Source organism: Uliginosibacterium paludis (assembly GCF_039631355.1).
In the GTDB taxonomy this organism is placed as follows: Bacteria; Pseudomonadota; Gammaproteobacteria; order Burkholderiales; family Rhodocyclaceae; genus Uliginosibacterium; species Uliginosibacterium paludis.
The window spans coordinates 442,047-459,448 of sequence record NZ_JBDIVF010000002.1 but is presented as its reverse complement, the minus strand read 5'-3'; the positions used below and the strand labels follow the sequence as shown (position 1 = coordinate 459,448).

Sequence of the window (17,402 nt, the reverse complement as noted above, 5' to 3'; positions counted from 1 at the left end):
GGCGCCAGCGCCCGGCGCTTGTGGCAAGCTCCGCGCATGGAGCTTTTCTACACCGATCATTTCGTGCTGCCCCTGCCCGAGGGGCATCGTTTTCCGATGAGCAAGTACCGCCTGCTGCGTGAGCGCCTGATCGCGAGCGGCCGCTTCGGCGAGGCGGATTTCCGGATTCCGCCGGCGGCGACCGACGCACAGCTCTTCCGCGCGCATGCGCCGGATTATGTGCAGCGGGTGGTTCGCGGCGAACTGGCTGCCGCGCAATTGCGCGAGATCGGTTTTCCCTGGTCGCCTGAAATGGTCGAGCGCTCGCGCCGCTCTTCCGGCGCCACCCTGGCCGCGGCGCGTGCCGCGTTGGCAGGCCGTGGCTGTGCGGTGAATCTTGCCGGCGGCACGCATCATGCGCAGTCCGGCAAGGGCAGCGGCTTCTGCGTGTTCAATGATGCTGCGGTCACGGCGCGTGCGCTGCAGGCCGAAGACGGCATCGACAGGATTGCGGTGGTGGATTGCGATGTGCATCAGGGCGATGGCACGGCGGAAATCCTCGGTCATGACGAAAGCATCTTCACCTTCAGCATCCATGGCGAGAAGAATTTCCCGGCGCGCAAACAGCAGAGCCATCTCGACATCGGCCTGCCCGACGACTGCGGGGACGCCGACTATCTTGCCGCGCTCGAAGGCGCGCTGGAGCGGGTCTTCGACGGCTTCCGGCCCGATTGCGTGCTCTATCTCGCCGGCGCAGACCCCTTTGCGGGTGACCGCCTGGGTCGCCTCGCGCTGAGCAAGGAAGGCCTGCTCGAGCGTGACCGGCGAGTGCTGATGCGCTGCCGCATGGCGGGCATTCCGGTCGCGGTCGCGATGGCGGGCGGCTATGCCGACAACATCGAGGACATCGTCGACATCCACAGCGCGACGGTATTTCTGGCGGCGGACCTGTATGGCTGAGATGCGCCTGTTCGGTGTCGATTTCACCTCTGCACCGCGTGCGGGCAAGGCGATCACGGTGGCGTCCGGTCATCTGGATGCACATGGCATGGTCCGGGTCGAAGCCCTGCAAGGGTGTGCTGACTGGCCTGCCTTCGAGGCGCTGCTGGCGCAAGCCGGGCCCTGGTGCGGCGGTTTCGATTTTCCTTTCGGCCTGCCGCGCGAGCTGGTCCTTGAGCTGGGCTGGCCGGGCGATTGGGCGGGGCTCGTCCGCCATGTGAAGGCGCTCGGCAAGCCGGCCTTTCGCGCGGCGCTGGATGCGGTGCGCGAGTCGCGGCCGATGGGCAGCCGCTACATTCATCGCGCCTGTGATCTGCCGGCGAAATCGCACAGCCCGATGAAGCTGGTGAATCCGCCGGTGGGCCTGATGTTCTTCGAGGGTGCGCCGCGTCTGCTTGAAGCCGGCGTCACGCTGCCCGGCATGCACGCCGGTGATCCGCAGCGCATCGCGCTGGAGGCCTATCCCGGTTTGCTGGCGCGGGAGATCGTGCAGGGCAGCTACAAGAGCGACGATCGTGCGCGCCAGACGCCGGCACGGCACGAGGCGCGGCAGATCCTGCTCGGCCGCCTGCGGAGCGGTGAGCATTCGCTGAAGCTGCCGTTGCGCATCGATGCTGCGGCCTGTACTGAAGTACTGGACGACGCCAGCGGTGACCGGCTCGATGCCCTGCTGGCACTGGTCCAGACGGCCTGGTGCTGGCAGCGGCGCGAGCGGGGATACGGATTGTCACCAGGCTTCGACCCGATCGAGGGTTGGATCGCGGCTTGCCGGGGCTAGAATCGACCGTTTGCGTTCCGGTTTGTCCGAATGAATTCCAAAGCGTCTGCACGACTGTTTACCCGCGAGGATGCGAGCCGCTGGTTTGGCGAGAGCACGCTCGCCAAGGCCGAAGACTATGTGAGCCGGGTCAGCCAGCTGCACATCAGCGATTCGGAAATCAGCGCGCTGGTGCAGGGCACCGAGCGGCGTCCCTACACAGTGCGCATCGTGTTCAATGCCGGCAAGCGCGGCACGCTCGTCAACACGCGCTGTACCTGTCCGGCCGGTAGCGGCTGCCGCCATGCCGCGGCGGCGATCCTGCTCGCACTGGCGCAGCGCGACGAACAGAAAGCGATGCCGGATGCGCGCGTGATCGCCTGGCTGAAGGACTTCCGCCTGCTGCTGGGCGAAGCCGCGGCGGCGCAGGCGGCGGGCAGTCCGTCCCGCGAGCAGCTGTTCTACCTGATCCAGCGTGATCCGGCCGATGGCCGCGTCAGCGTGGCCATCAGCAAGGCGCGGCTGCGCAGCGACGGACGCCTGCCGGAAAACCCTTCGCCCTGGGACAACATCGAGCGGGCTCTGGTGCAGCCGCCGGCTTTCCTGGATGAAAACGAGCTGGTGATCCTGCGTCAGCTCTGGCTCGCGCGTGACCGTGAAGGGCTCTACATCCGCCTTCGCCTGGAAGGTCGCAAGGTCGAGGATCTGCTGCCCCGCCTGCTCGCTACCGGGCGATGCCGTTTCGGGGACCTGCAGGCGCCCGCCCTGCAGCCCGGCGAGCGTCGCCAGGGCAGACTGGCCTGGCAGAAGGGGGAGGACGGACTGCTCCGGGCCGGGGTCGAAGCGGGGCACGATCTGGTCGTGCTGCCGACCGATCCGCCCTGGTACATCGACGAGGCCGAAGCGCTGGCCGGTCCGCTGGAAGTCGGCCTGCCGGCCGCACAGGTGCTGAGCCTGCTGTCTTCGCCGCCGCTGCGTCCGGTTGACGCGGCGCTGGTGGCGCGCGAGCTGGCTGCGCTGGATCCGGCCCTGCCGCGACCGGGTTCCGGCCGCGAGGCGGTGCTGCGCGAGTTGCGCGTGAAGCCGGGTCTGGTGTTGCGCGCCTTCACGCGCACGGTGGATACCTGCCGGCCCTGGCGGCAGTACCCGTTGACCGGCCGCTTCCTGCTCGACTATGTGCAGCCCTGCTTCGATTACGGTGGCCTGCTGATCACGCCGGACGAGCGCCGCGAGTTTCACCTGCTCGGCACCGATACCATTCGTCTGGTCCGCGATCGCCGCAGCGAAGCCGCCGCGCTCGAGCATCTGGCCACGCTGGGTTTCGAAGCCCTGCCGGAGCGCATGTTCAACTACTGGTCCATTCCGCAGGAAAAATCCATTCTCGGTCTGCCCGGCGAATCCGCCTGGCAGGGCTGGATGGGGCACATCGTGCCGGCCTTGCGCGCGGCTGGCTGGCAGCTGCGGCTGGGCCCGGATTTCCGCCATCACATCGTGGAGCCGGACAGCGTTTTCGCCGAGGTCAGCCCGGGAGGCACCGGCTGGCTCAAGGTCGGTCTGGGCTTCGAGCTCGATGGCGAGCGCCGCTCGCTCGCCCCCCTGCTCGCCAGCCTGCTGGAGAGTCGCCCCGAGCTGCTCGAAGCCGGCGCGCTCGACCGGCTTCCGGATCAGGGCAGCCTGCAGGTGCAGCTCGACGACGGTCAGCGCCTGCGCCTGCCGGTGGAGCGCATCCGGCCGCTGCTGCGGACCTTCATGGATCTCTTCGACGGCGGCGACAGCCTGCGCGTATCCACGCTCGACAGCGTTCGCCTTGCGGCCCTGCCGCCGGTGCAGAGCGGTGCCGAAGCGGTCAGCCTCGCGCTCGAGCGCGTTGCCGGGCTCGCACGGCCGCCGGCCGTGGCGCAACCGGAAGGCCTCGGCCTGCAACTGCGCAGCTACCAGCTCGAAGGCCTGGCCTGGCTTCAGCAACTGCGCGCACTGGATCTGGCCGGCATCCTGGCGGACGACATGGGCCTGGGCAAGACGGCACAGACCCTGGCTCACCTGCTGGTCGAGAAGCAGGCCGGGCGGCTCGACCGCCCGGCGCTGATCGTGCTGCCCACTTCGCTGGTCTTCAACTGGCAACGCGAAGCCGCGCACATCGCACCGGCGCTGCGCGTGCTCGCGCTGCATGGCCCGGCGCGCGATTTCGCCGCGATTCCGGACCATGACCTCGTGCTGACGACCTATCCGCTGGTCTGGCGCGATGCGGAGCAACTCCGCCAGCATGCCTACCATCTGCTGATCCTCGATGAGGCGCAGACCGTCAAGAACGCTGCCAGCCGCGCCGCAGGCGTGGTGCGCCAGCTCGATGCCCGTCACCGCCTGTGTCTGACCGGCACGCCGATGGAAAATCATCTGGGCGAACTCTGGGCGCAGTTCGATTTCCTGCTGCCCGGCTTTCTCGGCAACGAGCGCGATTTCGCCCGCCGCTGGCGCACCCCCATCGAGAAGCAGGGCGACCTGCTGCGACGCGATCTGCTCGCCCGGCGGGTGAAGCCCTTCGTGTTGCGGCGGCGCAAGGAAGACGTGGCCCGCGAGCTGCCTTCGCGCAATGTCGTCGTGCGCAGCGTGGAGCTGGCCGGCGCTCAGCGCGAACTCTATGAAACGGTGCGTGCCGCGATGGATCAGCGGGTGCGCGAAGCCCTGCACGGCCGGGGCGTGGGGCGCAGCCAGCTCTTGATCCTCGACGCGCTGCTCAAGCTGCGCCAGGTCTGCTGCGATCCACGCCTGCTCGATCTGCCGGGCGCGGCCGGGATCGAGGAACACGCCAAGCTCGACATCCTGATGGAGATGCTGCCCGAGCTGATCGAGGAGGGCCGCCGGGTGCTGATCTTCTCGCAGTTCGTGAGCATGCTTTCGCTGATCGAGACCGCACTGAAGGAGGCAGATATCGCCTTCAGCAAGCTGACCGGGCAGACGAAAAAGCGCGAGGAGGCGGTGGCCCGTTTCCAGGAAGGTGACGTGCCGGTCTTCCTGATCAGCCTGAAGGCCGGTGGTGTCGGGCTCAACCTCACCGCGGCGGATACGGTGATCCACTTCGATCCCTGGTGGAACCCTGCCGCCGAAGCCCAGGCCACCGACCGCGCCCACCGCATCGGCCAGCTGCGGCCGGTCTTCGTCTACAAGCTGATCGTGGCCGGCAGCATCGAGGAGCGCATCCTCTCGCTGCAGGAACGCAAGGCCGAGCTGGCCGCAGCCGTGCTGAGCGGGGAAGCGCAGGGTGACGCATTGTTCAGCGAGGAAGATCTCGCGGCACTGCTGGCCCCGATGCCCGAATGAAAAAGCCCGGCGCGTGGCCGGGCTTTTTTCATCTCATCGCGCGCAGGCGACGGATACGTTCCTCGGTCGGCGGGTGGGTTGAAAAGAGCCCCGCCAGGCCGCCGCCCGAAAGCGGATTCATGATCATCATCTGCGCCGTGGCCGGGTGCTCGTCCGCCACCGGCATCGGGATGCCGCGGGCGTAGTAGTCGATCTTCTGCAGCGCATCGGCCAGCGCATGCGGGTCGCCACAGAAGGCCGCACCGCCGGCGTCAGCCTCGTATTCGCGGGCACGCGAAATCGCCATCTGGATCAGGCTGGCCGCAAGCGGCGCGAGCAGGGCCACCGCAATGCTGGCAATCGGGTTCGCCGGGCGGCCGTTTTCGTCACGTCCGCCGAAGAACATCGCGAAGTTTGCCAGCGCGGAGATCGCGCCGGCCATGGTCGCCGAGATCGTCGAGATCAGGATGTCGCGGTGCTTCACATGGGCCAGCTCGTGCGCCATCACGCCGCGCAGTTCGCGCTCGGTGAGCATCTGCAGGATGCCGGTGGTGGCCGCCACGGCGGCATGCTCCGGGTTGCGGCCGGTGGCAAAGGCGTTGGGCTGATGCTCGTCGATGATGTACACCTTGGGCATCGGCAGCTGGGCGCGCTGGGCAAGCTGCTTCACCATGTTGTAGAGATAGGGTGAGCTTGCCTCGTCGACTTCCTGCGCGTTGTACATGCGCAGCACCATCTTGTCCGAGAACCAGTAGGAGAACACGTTCATCGCGCCACCGAAGAGCAGCGCCAGGATCATGCCCTGCTGGCCACCGATCATGGCCCCCACGATGCCGAACAAGGCCACGATGCCTGCCATCAGGATCGAAGTCTTGAGCCAGTTGAACATTGTCTTAACCTGCCTTCCGCAATTGAAACCGTGCTCATGCACGCGGGGGATTAGATCAGGCCAGAGTGAAAAAATTCAATTGTCTGCAGGCAGAAACACAATAAAAAGCCCGGCAGGCTGCCGGGCTTCGTGTGCTGCGCGAGGCGTTCAGGCGCGTGCGCAGTCTTTCTCGCAGCCGATGCAGCGATAGATCAGTGCACCGAGCACCGCCCCCGCGATCGGAGCGATCCAGAACAGCCACAGCTGATCCAGCGCCCAGCCACCGGCAAATACGGCCACACCGGTGCTGCGCGCCGGATTCACGGAAGTGTTGGTGACCGGGATGCTGATCAGGTGGATCAGCGTGAGGCACAGGCCGATCGCGATCGGCGCAAAGCCCGCCGGCGCCCGCTTGTCGGTCGCGCCGAGGATCACGATCAGGAACATCGCCGTCATCACTACTTCACAGACCAGCGCAGCCATCATCGAATAGCCGCCGGGCGAATGCTCGCCAAAGCCGTTCGAGGCAAAACCGGCCGTCACGTCGAAACCGGCCTTGCCGGATGCGATCAGATACAGCACACCGCCCGCCGCGACGGCACCCAGAACCTGGGAAACGATGTAGGGCAGGAGCTTGCCGGCCTCGAAACGGCCGCCGGCCCAGAGGCCGATGGATACCGCTGGATTCAGGTGGCAGCCCGAGATGTGGCCGATGGCGTAGGCCATCGTCAGCACGGTCAGGCCGAAGGCGAGCGAGACGCCGTGCAGGCCGATGCCGACTTCCGGAAAGGCCGCGGCCAGCACCGCACTGCCACACCCGCCGAGCACCAGCCAGAAGGTTCCCACGAACTCCGCTGCATACGCTTTTGTTGCCGCATTCATTGCTTTTCTCCCTTGGATTCAGGCCGGGAAGATGCCCCGGGCATGAGCGCTGCCGATTCTACGCAGCTGGGAAAAAACAACTGTGGCAGTTCATTTCAGGCCGGCAGATCGAAGTGCTCACCGACGATTAAAGCAAAGCCGCGCAGGAAGTCTCCTGCTGCAAGGCGCTTGCTGCCGGGTTTCTGCAGCACGGTGAGCCGCAGTGCACCTTCGCCGCAAGCCACCATGACGCCGTCCTGACTGGCTTCCAGGATGCAGCCGGGGCTGCCCTTGCCCTCATGGGCAGTGCCCGCCCAGAGTTTCAGCGGGGTGCCGCGGATCGTGGCGGCGCCGCCGGGAAAAGGGTCGAAGGCGCGCAGCTTGCGAGCCAGGACGTTCGCGGGCTGGCGGAAATCGAGCTGACTTTCGGCCTTGTCGATCTTGTGCGCGTAGGTCACGCCCTCCTCCGGCTGGACCGTGGCCGGCAGCGGGCCATTTTCAAGCGCACGCAGCGCCTCGACGATCATCTCGCCGCCGAGCGTGGCGAGCCTGTCGTGCAGGCTGGCGGTGGTGTCGGCAGGCAGGATGGGCACGCCACGCCGCAGCAGCATCGGCCCGGTATCGAGCCCGGCTTCCATCTGCATGATCGTGATCCCGGTCTCCGCGTCACCCGCTTCGATGGCGCGGTGGATCGGTGCTGCGCCGCGCCAGCGGGGCAGCAGCGAGCCGTGGATGTTCAGGCAGCCCAGGCGCGGCAGGTCGAGCACGGCCTGCGGCAGGATCAGGCCATAGGCCGCGACCACCAGCACATCGGGTGCGCAGCTCGCGAGTGCCGACTGCTGCTCTGGCGTGCGCAGGCGCTCGGGCTGATCGACGGCAATGCCGTGTTCGAGCGCGACCTGTTTCACCGCCGAGGGTTGCAGCTGCATGCCGCGACCGGCGGGCCGGTCAGGCTGGGTGAGGACGAGCGGTACTTCGAAGCCCGCTTCAAGGATGGCACGCAGGGCGACCGCGGCGAATTCCGGAGTTCCGGCGAAGGCGATTTTCATGGGAGTCGGGAGTTGGGAGTCGGGAGTGGTTTGGGGGAGGCGGTTTTCCGACTCCCGACTCCCGGCGTTACGCGGTGATGCGTGCCTTTTTGGCAAGCTTGGTCTTGATGCGGTTCTGCTTGAGCTGCGAGAGGTACTCGACGAAAACCTTGCCGTCGAGGTGATCGATCTCATGCTGAACGCATACCGCGAGCAGGCCGTCGGCTTCGAACTCGATCGTTTCGCCCTTTTCATTGAGGGCGCGGACCTTCACCCGTTCGGCGCGGGTCACCGTGTCATAGATGCCCGGTACCGACAGGCAGCCTTCTTCGCAGGTCTGCTCGCCCGAGCGTTCGATGATTTCGGGATTGATCAGGGCCATCAGGCCGCTCTTGTCTTCGGAGACGTCGATCACGATCACGCGCTCGTGAACATTGACCTGGCTCGCGGCCAGGCCGACGCCCGGCGCGGCATACATCGTTTCCGCCATGTCGGCGGCGAGGGTCCGGATACGGTCATCCACGACGGCAACCGGAGTGGCCTTCGTATGCAGTCGGGGATCGGGATAATGGAGGATGGGCAGCAGTGCCATTTGTCTGAAAAACCCTTGCTGTGAGAGCATGCTATGGGCAGAATCTAACGCAAAACATGAAGATCTGCAGCCTTGGAGTGCCTCTCGGCACGATAGAAGCGGCATATCGGAAGCGCCCGGATGACCCGTCTTTCTCACCGCGGAAAGATCCCGCGGGTCGCGACAAACCACGAATGGGGTTCGCAATGCTCAGAAGAACTTTCCTTGCTGTATTCATGGCGCTTGGCGCCGCTTCAGCGATGGCTGCCAGCAAGGTCGATATTGCAGAAAACGCGCCGGACTCCTACGTCGTCAAGAAGGGCGACACGCTGTGGGCCATTTCCGGCATGTTCCTCAAGCAGCCCTGGCGCTGGCCCGAAGTCTGGAAAATGAACCAGGACCAGATCCGCAATCCGCACCTGATCTATCCGGGTCAGATTGTAGTCCTGGATCGCACGACCGGCACGCTGTCGCTGGGGCGTTCGGTTACCAACGGCAATGATCGCCTGTCGCCCCAGATCTACGAAACCGACGCCACGTCGCCCATCGCCAGCATTCCGATGGATGCCATTCGTCCTTTCCTGGTCGAGCCCCAGTTCGGTGATGACGCCGACAGCAGCCGTCTGCCCACCGTGGTGGCCGCACAGGAAGAGCGCGTGCTGGCCGGTGCATTCGGCGACACGATCTATGCCAAGAATCTCGGCTCCGGTGACGTCTGGGACGTCTATCGCCGCGGCAAGGCCATCAAGGATCCGGTGAGCGAGAAGCTGCTGGGTTATGAAGCCCAGTTCGTCGGTTCCGCCAAGGTGACCCAGCCGTCCGAAGGCGGCAAGGCGGCCGAGCTCAGCGTTATCAACGCCAAGCATGAAATCCTCGCCGGCGACCGCCTGGCGCCTGCCGCGAAGTCGGATCTGGTGGCCGTTCCGCCGCACGCTGCGCCGGCTGGCCTGACGGTTTATGTGGCGTCGGTCTATGGCGGTGTGGACATTGCCGGTCGCAATTCCGTCGTGGCGCTGTCCGGTGGCCGCAATGCCGGCCTCGAGCCCGGCCATGTCGTGGCGCTGGCACGGACCAACGGCAAGATCACCTATCGCGCAGACGGCGACAACGAGAAGGTCTCGCTGCCGGATTCGCGTCTGGGCATCGCCTACGTGTTCCGCACCTTTGATCGTCTCTCCTACGCACTGATAATGGATTCGAATGGTCCGGTGCGCGTGGGCGACAAGGTACAGGCGCCCTGAGCGCTTGAGCGCGCCAGACCTGCGCGACTGGCTGCGTCTGTGCCTGATTCCGGGCATTGGTCCCGAGCGTCAGCGCGCCCTGCTTGCTTCATTCGGACTGCCCGAGCGGATCTTTTCTGCCGGGCAGTTTTCCATTGCGCAGGTCATCGGTCAGAAACTGGCACGCCTGCTGCTGACCCACGATAACGCCGCTCAGGTTGATGCGGCACTGGCCTGGGCCAGTGAGCCCGGCAACCTGATCCTCACCCTGGCGGATCCCGCCTATCCGCGAGCCCTGCTCGAAACCGCCGATCCGCCCAGCCTGCTCTATGCCAAAGGCAATGCCGCGCTGCTCGAGACGCCAGCGCTGGCCATGGTCGGTGCGCGCAGCGCCACGCCGCAGGGCGAAGCCAACGCCATGGCTTTTGCCGAAAGTTTTGCCGCGGCTGGCCTGACCGTCGTCAGCGGACTGGCCCTCGGCATCGATGCCGCCGCGCATCGCGGCGCGCTCAAGGCCTCCGGTGGCACCATTGCGGTGGTCGGAACGGGGGCCGACCGCATCTATCCGGCGCGCAATGCGGCGCTCGCCCGGGAAATCGCCCAGCGCGGCCTGGTGCTTTCGGAGTTTCCGCTCGGGACGCCGCCAGCCGCCCACAACTTTCCGCGCCGGAACCGGCTCATTTCCGGGCTTTCGCGTGGCGTGCTGGTGGTCGAGGCTGCGCTCGACAGCGGTTCGCTGACGACGGCCCGCCTGGCGGCGGAGCAGGGGCGCGAGGTGTTCGCGATTCCCGGCTCCATCCACTCTCCCACCGCACGGGGCTGCCATCACCTCATCAAGCAGGGGGCCAAGCTCGTAGAAAGCGCTCAGGATGTGCTCGAGGAGTTGCACTGGGCTTCGCCCGCCGCAGCCGGCTCGCCTGCCGCGCTTCCCGCCTCCGCAGAGGCCGGGGCAGCCGACGACGCGCAGCGTGTGGTGCTCGATGCAATGGGATTCGATCCGGTAGACCCGGATCATCTTGCCCGGCGCACAGGCTTGACGGCAGATGCGCTCTTCGCCATCCTGACCATGCTGGAACTCGAAGGCTGCTTGGCAAGGCTTGCCGGGGGCCGGTTTCAGAGAATCACAGTGCCTTCGTCCGGATGAGAGGGCCTACCAAGGAGGCTGCCATGATCGACATACTGGTTTATCTGTTCGAGACTTATGGCTACGCCGATGCCTGCCCCGAAGAGCCCGAGCAACTCTCGCGCAAACTCGCGATGGCAGGTTTTGAAGAAGCCGATATTGATGAAGCGGTCGAGTGGTTGAAGGGCTTGCGCGTGGCCGCCAGCCAGGAATCTCCCCGCGAAGTGACCGGAAGCCGGTCCATCCGCTTCTACACTGACGCTGAGCAGGCTCGGCTGGATGTGGGCACGCGCGGGTTCATCTCCTTCCTTGAATCTGCCGGCGTGCTCGACATGCGGCGTCGCGAGATGGCCATCGAACGTGCCATGGCGCTGCATGACGCGGAAGTCAGCGTTTCGCAGTTCAAGGTCATCGTGCTGATGGTGCTGTGGCAGGAGCGTGCCAGCGTGGATGCGCTGCTGCTCGATGAACTGCTCACCGATGAAGTCGCTGATCCGGAAGACTTCTGGCAGGAAGCGGTCAGCACCCATTGATCCGGCCGCTGCCCGGGCCGTCGCTGTTAAAACTTGCGCCGCCTTGTGCGGCGCTCCTATCATCGAAATCGGTTTTCGAGATCGCGGCAGACCAGCCGCGTTTATTTTGCCCGTAGCCCTGAGAAATGACCAAACAACTCATCATCGCCGAAAAACCTTCCGTGGCGCAGGACATTGCCCGGGCGCTGGGCGGCTTCACGCGCCAGGGAGACTATTTCGAGAGCGATGAATTCGTGCTGTCTTCCGCTGTCGGCCACCTGCTCGAGCTCGCCGTGCCGGAGGAATTCGAAGTCAAGCGTGGCAAGTGGAGTTTTGCCAACCTGCCGATGATTCCGCCGCATTTCAAGCTCAATCCGATCGAGAAGAGCGCGGAGCGCCTGCGCCTCCTGACCAAGCTGATCAAGCGCAAGGACGTGACCGGCCTGATCAACGCCTGTGACGCGGGGCGCGAGGGCGAGCTGATCTTTACCTATGTGGCGCGACATGCGGGCACCAACAAGCCCGCCCGCCGCCTCTGGCTGCAGAGCATGACGCCGCAGGCCATCCGCGATGGCTTCGGCAATCTGCGTACCGATACCGACATGAGCGGGCTGCGTGAGGCGGCGATGTGCCGCGCCGAGAGCGACTGGCTGATCGGCATCAACGGCACCCGGGCCATGACGGCCTTCAATTCCAAGAGCGGCGGCTTCCACCTGACCACCGTTGGTCGCGTCCAGACCCCGACGCTGGCACTGGTCGTCGAGCGCGAAGCGCGCATCCGTGCATTCAAGGCGCGCGACTACTGGGAAGTCGAAGCCACCTTCGGCGTGTCGGCGGGCGAGTATGCCGGCCGCTGGTTCGACGAAAAGTTCAAGAAGCCCGAAGACGACGAGCATGCCACCGCTCCCCGGATCTGGGATCAGGCCAAGGCCGAGGCGATCCGTGCGAAATGTGCCGGCAAGCCGGGTCTGGTCGAGGAAGAGTCCAAGCCCTCGACCCAGCTCTCCCCGCTGCTCTTTGACCTGACCTCGCTGCAGCGCGAAGCCAACGGCCGTTTCGGCTTCTCGGCCCGCACCACGCTGCAACTGGCGCAGGCGCTGTACGAAAAGCACAAGGTGCTGACCTACCCGCGGACCGATTCGCGCGCCCTGCCCGAAGACTATGTGGCGACCGTCCCCGGCATCCTGGGCGCCTTGCCCGACGAATACACCGGCTTCGCGACGCAGATCCTCAAGCGGGGCTGGGTCAAGCCGAACAAGCGCATCTTCAACAACGCCAAGATCTCGGACCACTTCGCGATCGTGCCGACCGGGACCGCGCCGAAGAGCCTGTCCGAAGCCGAATACAAGATCTACGACCTGGTCACCAAGCGTTTCCTGGCCGTGTTCTTCCCCGCCGCCGAGTACCAGATCACCACCCGCATCACCCGGGTTGAAGGCGAAGCCTTCAAGACCGAGGGCAAGGTGCTGGTGAATTCGGGCTGGCTGGCCATCTACGGCAAGGAAGCCGCGGTCGAGGGCGAAGAGGCCACCGGTTCGCTGGTGCCGGTGCAGCAGGGCGAAGGCGCGCAGACCGAGGCCATCAACGTCAAGCACAGCCAGACCAAGCCGCCCGCACGCTACAACGAAGCCACGCTGCTCTCCGCCATGGAAGGCGCGGGCAAGCTGGTGGATGACGAAGAGCTGCGTGCGGCCATGGCCGGCCGCGGGCTCGGCACGCCGGCCACGCGTGCCCAGATCATCGAGAACCTGATCGCCGAAACCTACATGCTGCGCGAAGGGCGTGAGCTGATTCCGACCGCCAAGGCGTTTTCGCTTGTCACCCTGCTCAAGGGCCTCGGGATCAGCGAACTGGCTTCCGCAGAGCTGACCGGCGAGTGGGAATACAAGCTCGCCCAGCTCGAAAAGGGCGAGATCACGCGCGCCAAGTTCATGGGCGAGATTGAGGCCATGACGCGCGACATCGTCGAGCGCGCCAAGACCTACGATTCCGACACGATTCCGGGCGATTTCGGCCTCATCAAGGCGCCCTGTCCCAAGTGCGGCGGCCTCATCCGCGAAAACTACAAGAAGTTCCAGTGCTCCGACTGCGACTATTCGCTGTGGAAGATCGTGGCCGGCCGCCAGTTCGAGCCGCACGAGATCGAAACCCTGCTGACCACCGGCCGGGTGGGGCCCCTGCTGGGCTTCCGCAACAAGATGGGCCGGGCCTTCAATGCCGAGATCCGTCTCAACGACGACAAGCTGCCCGAGTTCGATTTCGGTCAGCCGCGTGAGGGTGAAACGGCCGAAGCGCCGGACTTTTCCGACCAGACCAGTCTGGGCGCCTGCCCCAAGTGCGGCAGCGGCGTGTTCGAGCATGGCACCACCTATGTCTGCGAGAAGGCGGTCGGCCCCGAAAAGAGCTGCGATTTCCGGTCCGGCAAGGTGATCCTGCAGCAGCCGATCGAGCCCGAGCAGATGCAGAAGCTGCTCGCAAACGGCAAGACCGACCTGCTGCGGTTGTTCGTGTCTTCACGCACCCATCGCAAGTTCTCCGCGATGCTGGTGTGGGACGCCAAGGCCGGTAAGGTCGGGTTCGAGTTCGAGCCGCGCGCCCCCAAGGCGCCTGCCAAGGGCAAGGCGGCTGCGGCAGCGGGTACGGAAGCGGAGGGTGAAGCGCCGGCCACCGCCAAGAAGCCCGCAGCGAAGAAACCGGCCACCCGCAGTCGCAAGACCACGGCCTGATTCCACGCGTAAAATGAAGGGCCTGCCGCAAGGCAGGCCCTTCTGCCATTCAGCCGGCCTTGCGCTTGTCCGGCTCAGTCCCCGCATTTCCTGCAGATCATGAAGCACACCCCCCGTTCAGCCTCCCTCGCCCTTTGCCTCGGTCTTGCCGCCGCCTTTCAGCCGGTACATGCCCAGGATGAGCCCGACCTTCCCTCCGTCGTGCAGGACAGCATGTTCCACAAGCTTGCGGCCGAGCCGGAGCTCAAGGACGGCAACGGGAAATGGAAGGGCTCCTTCGGCGCCGGCCTCACCATGCGGCGTGGCAGTACCAATTCCACCGAGGGCAGCCTGAGTCTGGACGGCACCCGAGTGATGCGCGACAGCCGCCTGGTGGCCACCGCGCTGGCCGTGCGCAGTTCCGAAAACGGCGAGCGCAGCGGGGATACCGCGAACGGCGATTTCCGTGGCGAGCGGCGTCTGGACGAGAAGCTCTTCGGCTTTGCCGGGCTGGGCGCCGAACGCGACGCGATGCAGGACATGACCTTCCGTTCGAGTCTCTCCAGCGGTATCGGCACCCGCCTGATCGAGGAAGACAACACCACACTCAACCTCTACGGCGGTCTGGCCTACAGTGCGGAGCGCTACACGACGGGTGACAAACCGAAGGGCGTCGAAACGCTGCTGGGCTCGGAATTCATGCACCGGCTGACGGCCGGCAGCCGGATCACGCACCGTCTGGTGCTGTATCCCGATTCGGTCAGCGGCGGCACCCGCTTCGCGATGCAGGCCGACCTGACCACAACCATCACCGAGCATTTCGGCCTGCGCCTGTCGGTGCTGCACAAGTACCGCGAGAAGGTGCGTAACGACAACAGCCATGTCGACACGGTGTTCTTCACCGGCATCACCGCCAACTTCTGAAATCACAGCGTCCACCGATGCAGAAACGCCCCGGAAACGGCGGTTTCCGGGGCGTTTCTGCAGGCGCCGGGGCTCAGCGCATCTTCGGATCGTGGTTGATCATCACGACCAGGTGCCGGCCGCCGAAACCGCCCGCGTTGAAGGCGATGCTGCCCTGGCCGCTGTAGATCCATTCCACGCGGGCCGAGTCATTGCCGAAATAGAAGGGGATGAAGGCCTTGCCGGTGACATAGCTGGAAATGTCATCCGGCTCGCCGATGGCCTTGCGGACTTCGCCTTCGGTCATGCCGATCTTCACCTTCGCGAGCTTGCTGCCCGGCGCCGGACTGCCGTAGACCGTGCCTTCCACGCTGCCGTCATCCGACTTCACCTGGCGTGACGGACGATCGCCGTCCTTGCCGGCAGCGGCGCTGCTCGACGAGGCCGAAGCGGCCTGCGCGGCCGGTGTGCTCACGACGGCGTCATAGCCTGCCGGGCACTTGCCATCGGCATCTGCCGGCATCGTTGCCGGAGCGGCCTCGCTGCTCGATGAGGCCGACGATGCGGCGCTAGCCTTCTTGCCCTTCGGCGCCGGCCTGGCCGGTTTGCCCTTTGCGGCAGCCGGTGCGGGAGCGGCCGGCTTCGGCTTGGCAACGCAAGTCACCACGGGTTTGGGCGGCTCTGCCGGCGGGGGCGGCGCAGCGTCTTCCCTGGCTGCGCCGCGACTGCCGCAGGCAGCCAGCACCGATGCAGCCAGCACCGGCAGAAGAAGGGTCTCGATTCTCATGTCACGACTCCGGACAGACGTTTGGGGGAGCGTCGATTCTAGATCCGGGCCCCGGTGCGGCGGGCGTTGAAGGCCCTGTCCTTTCGGCCCCCGCGGCGAGGTTCAGGCATTTCCGCCACAGTTGCAAGCCTGTCTGGTCCCTGCTTGACGCATGGCAAAGCCGTTGCGCGTCGGGCGAACGCAAGCCGCCCGCGCCGGTCTCGAAGCGGATACGGACCGCTTGCCAGACCGGCGGAGCCGTCCGCAACTACAAGGAAATCCCCCATGCAATTCGACAGTTACCTGACGCTTGTCGCGGCCTCCGGCGTTCTTCTGCTTGGCAGGCTGCTCGTCAGCCGGATCCGTGTGCTGCAGAGCTGGAGCATCCCCGAGCCGGTGGCCGGCGGTCTCGCCGTGGCCCTGCTGCTCACGCTGCTGCGCCAGACGAGTGGTTTCACGCTGCAGCTCGACACCAGCCTGCAGGCGCCGCTGATGCTCGCCTTCTTTGCCACCATCGGCCTCAACGCCGATCTGCGCAGCCTTGCCCGCGGGGGCCGCATGCTCGGCCGCTTCCTGCTTGTCGTGGTCGGCCTGCTGATTCTGCAGAACCTCGTCGGCGTGTCGGTCGCGCGTCTGCTGGGTCTGGATGGCCTCGTCGGTCTGCTGGCCGGATCGATCACGCTCTCCGGCGGACACGGCACCGGCGCGGCCTGGAGCAGCAGCTTCGCGAGCGAACACGGGCTGCTCCAGGCCAGCGAACTGGCCATGGCGGTGGCCACCTTCGGCCTCGTTCTGGGTGGCCTCTGCGGCGGTCCGGTCGCGCGCTGGCTGATGCGCCGGCCGGAAGTACTCGCCAGTGCCGCCCCGCCCGACGACGAAACCCTGGCCTACGAGCAGCCCGAGGCTGTGCGGCTCATCACTGCGCCGCGCATGATCGATACCCTGGCCCTGATTGCCGCCAGCCTGTCGCTGGGCAGTCTGCTGGCGGGCGCGCTGGCCGGCACACCGCTCGCGCTGCCGGCCTTCGTCTGCGTGCTGTTCGTCGGTGCCCTGCTGCGCAACCTGCTGGCGATTCCGGGCTGGTACGAGCCGGAAGCCCGCGCGGTGTCGGTGCTGGGCAACGTGTCGCTGGCGCTCTTCCTCGCGATGGCGCTGATGAGCCTGCGGCTGTGGGAACTCAGCGCGCTGGCCCTGCCGCTCCTGGCGATCATCGCAGCCCAGCTGCTGCTGATGCTGGCTTATGCGGTATTCGTGACCTTCCGCTTCATGGGCGGCAACTACGATGCAGCGGTGCTGGCCGCCGGGCATTGCGGCTTCGGCATGGGGGCCACGCCCACCGCGATTGCCAACATGCAGGCGGTGACCCAGCGCTACGGCCCGTCCCACCTCGCCTTCCTGCTGGTTCCGATGGTCGGCGCTTTCTTCATCGACATCGTCAATGCCGCAGTCATCAAGGTCTTCGTCATGCTGATGGGCTGAGCGCTGCGAGAATGCGCTGGTCTTTGTGCGGCGCTCTGGCTACACTCGCCCCCAGCTTCAGGTTCCTGCCGCGTCGCAAGCGTGCGCAGGTTAAACGGGAAGCCGGTGCGTTGCAGCCTGCGGGTTGCGGCAATGCCGGCGCTGCCCCCGCAACGGTAAGCGAGTCAAGGAAGAACCGGTCAGCAGTCCGTCTGCCGATCCTGCCACTGTATCCATTCCGGATATGGGAAGGTGGTTCTCCCCGGCGTGCCCACGGCCCGCCGCTCGCAAGCCCGGAGACCGGCCTGGCGCATTGACGCAGGCCGTTGCGGTGGGCGACGGGGTGCATGTCATG

14 protein-coding genes and 1 riboswitch are annotated in these 17,402 nt (G+C 65.9%); of the genes, 9 read left to right on the top strand and 5 right to left on the bottom strand.

Annotated features, from left to right (window positions below; all coding sequences use genetic code 11):
* Positions 1-36: 36 nt before the first annotated feature.
* The 3 genes from ABDB87_RS07115 to ABDB87_RS07105 are packed head-to-tail and all read left to right on the top strand — an operon-like array spanning position 37 to position 5,053.
* Positions 37-939: a histone deacetylase family protein gene (locus tag ABDB87_RS07115; protein WP_345925438.1), complete on the top strand. Its 903-nt coding sequence runs from the start codon at positions 37-39 to the stop codon at positions 937-939.
* Positions 932-1,756, top strand: coding sequence for a DUF429 domain-containing protein (locus ABDB87_RS07110; RefSeq protein WP_345925436.1), 825 nt, complete (start codon positions 932-934; stop codon positions 1,754-1,756). Before ABDB87_RS07115 ends, ABDB87_RS07110 begins: the two co-directional genes overlap by 8 nt.
* Positions 1,757-1,786: 30 nt before the next feature.
* Positions 1,787-5,053 (top strand): DEAD/DEAH box helicase, encoded by a 3,267-nt coding sequence (locus ABDB87_RS07105; RefSeq protein ID WP_345925434.1) that lies wholly within the window; start codon positions 1,787-1,789, stop codon positions 5,051-5,053.
* A gap of 28 nt (positions 5,054-5,081) precedes the next feature.
* On the opposite strand, the gene htpX is transcribed toward ABDB87_RS07105, so the two are convergent.
* The 4 genes from htpX to def form a co-directional block, all read right to left on the bottom strand.
* Entirely contained in the window at positions 5,082-5,921 is an 840-nt protein-coding gene (htpX, locus tag ABDB87_RS07100) for a zinc metalloprotease HtpX (protein WP_345925432.1), read from the bottom strand.
* A gap of 147 nt (positions 5,922-6,068) precedes the next feature.
* A complete protein-coding gene (aqpZ, locus tag ABDB87_RS07095) occupies positions 6,069-6,782 on the bottom strand; it encodes an aquaporin Z (RefSeq protein ID WP_345925430.1) in 714 nt (237 codons plus the stop codon).
* 95 nt (positions 6,783-6,877) lie between these two features.
* Entirely contained in the window at positions 6,878-7,810 is a 933-nt protein-coding gene (gene fmt, locus ABDB87_RS07090) for a methionyl-tRNA formyltransferase (RefSeq protein ID WP_345925428.1), read from the bottom strand.
* A 67-nt stretch (positions 7,811-7,877) separates the two neighbouring features.
* The gene (def, locus tag ABDB87_RS07085; RefSeq protein WP_345925426.1) at positions 7,878-8,381 is read right to left on the bottom strand and encodes a peptide deformylase; all 504 of its coding nucleotides are present in this window, start codon (positions 8,379-8,381) and stop codon (positions 7,878-7,880) included.
* 185 nt (positions 8,382-8,566) lie between these two features.
* On the opposite strand from def, the gene ABDB87_RS07080 reads away from it, so the two are divergent.
* From ABDB87_RS07080 to ABDB87_RS07060, 5 genes are all read left to right on the top strand, one after another.
* Positions 8,567-9,601 carry a LysM peptidoglycan-binding domain-containing protein gene (locus tag ABDB87_RS07080; protein WP_345925424.1) on the top strand — a complete coding sequence of 345 codons (1,035 nt, stop codon included), beginning with the start codon at positions 8,567-8,569 and terminating at the stop codon, positions 9,599-9,601.
* 4 nt (positions 9,602-9,605) lie between these two features.
* Positions 9,606-10,724, top strand: coding sequence for a DNA-processing protein DprA (gene dprA / locus ABDB87_RS07075; protein WP_345925422.1), 1,119 nt, complete (start codon positions 9,606-9,608; stop codon positions 10,722-10,724).
* 23 nt (positions 10,725-10,747) lie between these two features.
* Entirely contained in the window at positions 10,748-11,236 is a 489-nt protein-coding gene (locus tag ABDB87_RS07070) for a Smg family protein (RefSeq protein ID WP_345925420.1), read from the top strand.
* Between the two features lie 125 nt (positions 11,237-11,361).
* Positions 11,362-13,941, top strand: a complete 2,580-nt coding sequence (locus ABDB87_RS07065; RefSeq protein WP_345925418.1) for a DNA topoisomerase III — start codon at positions 11,362-11,364, stop codon at positions 13,939-13,941.
* Between the two features lie 99 nt (positions 13,942-14,040).
* A complete protein-coding gene (locus ABDB87_RS07060; protein WP_345925416.1) occupies positions 14,041-14,844 on the top strand; it encodes a DUF481 domain-containing protein in 804 nt (267 codons plus the stop codon).
* A gap of 73 nt (positions 14,845-14,917) precedes the next feature.
* Here ABDB87_RS07060 and ABDB87_RS07055 read toward each other — a convergent pair whose 3' ends face one another.
* Complete coding sequence (locus ABDB87_RS07055) at positions 14,918-15,610, bottom strand: hypothetical protein (protein ID WP_345925414.1); 693 nt, start codon at positions 15,608-15,610, stop codon at positions 14,918-14,920.
* 264 nt (positions 15,611-15,874) lie between these two features.
* On the opposite strand from ABDB87_RS07055, the gene gltS reads away from it, so the two are divergent.
* Positions 15,875-17,068, top strand: a complete 1,194-nt coding sequence (gltS, locus tag ABDB87_RS07050; protein ID WP_345925412.1) for a sodium/glutamate symporter — start codon at positions 15,875-15,877, stop codon at positions 17,066-17,068.
* Between the two features lie 42 nt (positions 17,069-17,110).
* Positions 17,111-17,370, top strand: a riboswitch (cobalamin riboswitch).
* Positions 17,371-17,402 lie beyond the last annotated feature (32 nt).

What these genes read in the sequence shown, in the direction of transcription:
- def (WP_345925426.1), bottom strand. Translation starts at nt 8,381, where the DNA reads ATGGCACTGCTGCCCATCCTCCATTATCCCGATCCCCGACTGCATACG.
- aqpZ (WP_345925430.1), bottom strand. Translation starts at nt 6,782, where the DNA reads ATGAATGCGGCAACAAAAGCGTATGCAGCGGAGTTCGTGGGAACCTTC.
- fmt (WP_345925428.1), bottom strand. Translation starts at nt 7,810, where the DNA reads ATGAAAATCGCCTTCGCCGGAACTCCGGAATTCGCCGCGGTCGCCCTG.
- ABDB87_RS07060 (WP_345925416.1), top strand. Translation starts at nt 14,041, where the DNA reads ATGAAGCACACCCCCCGTTCAGCCTCCCTCGCCCTTTGCCTCGGTCTT.
- htpX (WP_345925432.1), bottom strand. Translation starts at nt 5,921, where the DNA reads ATGTTCAACTGGCTCAAGACTTCGATCCTGATGGCAGGCATCGTGGCC.
- ABDB87_RS07105 (WP_345925434.1), top strand. Translation starts at nt 1,787, where the DNA reads ATGAATTCCAAAGCGTCTGCACGACTGTTTACCCGCGAGGATGCGAGC.
- ABDB87_RS07080 (WP_345925424.1), top strand. Translation starts at nt 8,567, where the DNA reads ATGCTCAGAAGAACTTTCCTTGCTGTATTCATGGCGCTTGGCGCCGCT.
- gltS (WP_345925412.1), top strand. Translation starts at nt 15,875, where the DNA reads ATGCAATTCGACAGTTACCTGACGCTTGTCGCGGCCTCCGGCGTTCTT.
- ABDB87_RS07115 (WP_345925438.1), top strand. Translation starts at nt 37, where the DNA reads ATGGAGCTTTTCTACACCGATCATTTCGTGCTGCCCCTGCCCGAGGGG.
- ABDB87_RS07110 (WP_345925436.1), top strand. Translation starts at nt 932, where the DNA reads ATGGCTGAGATGCGCCTGTTCGGTGTCGATTTCACCTCTGCACCGCGT.
- ABDB87_RS07055 (WP_345925414.1), bottom strand. Translation starts at nt 15,610, where the DNA reads ATGAGAATCGAGACCCTTCTTCTGCCGGTGCTGGCTGCATCGGTGCTG.
- ABDB87_RS07070 (WP_345925420.1), top strand. Translation starts at nt 10,748, where the DNA reads ATGATCGACATACTGGTTTATCTGTTCGAGACTTATGGCTACGCCGAT.
- ABDB87_RS07065 (WP_345925418.1), top strand. Translation starts at nt 11,362, where the DNA reads ATGACCAAACAACTCATCATCGCCGAAAAACCTTCCGTGGCGCAGGAC.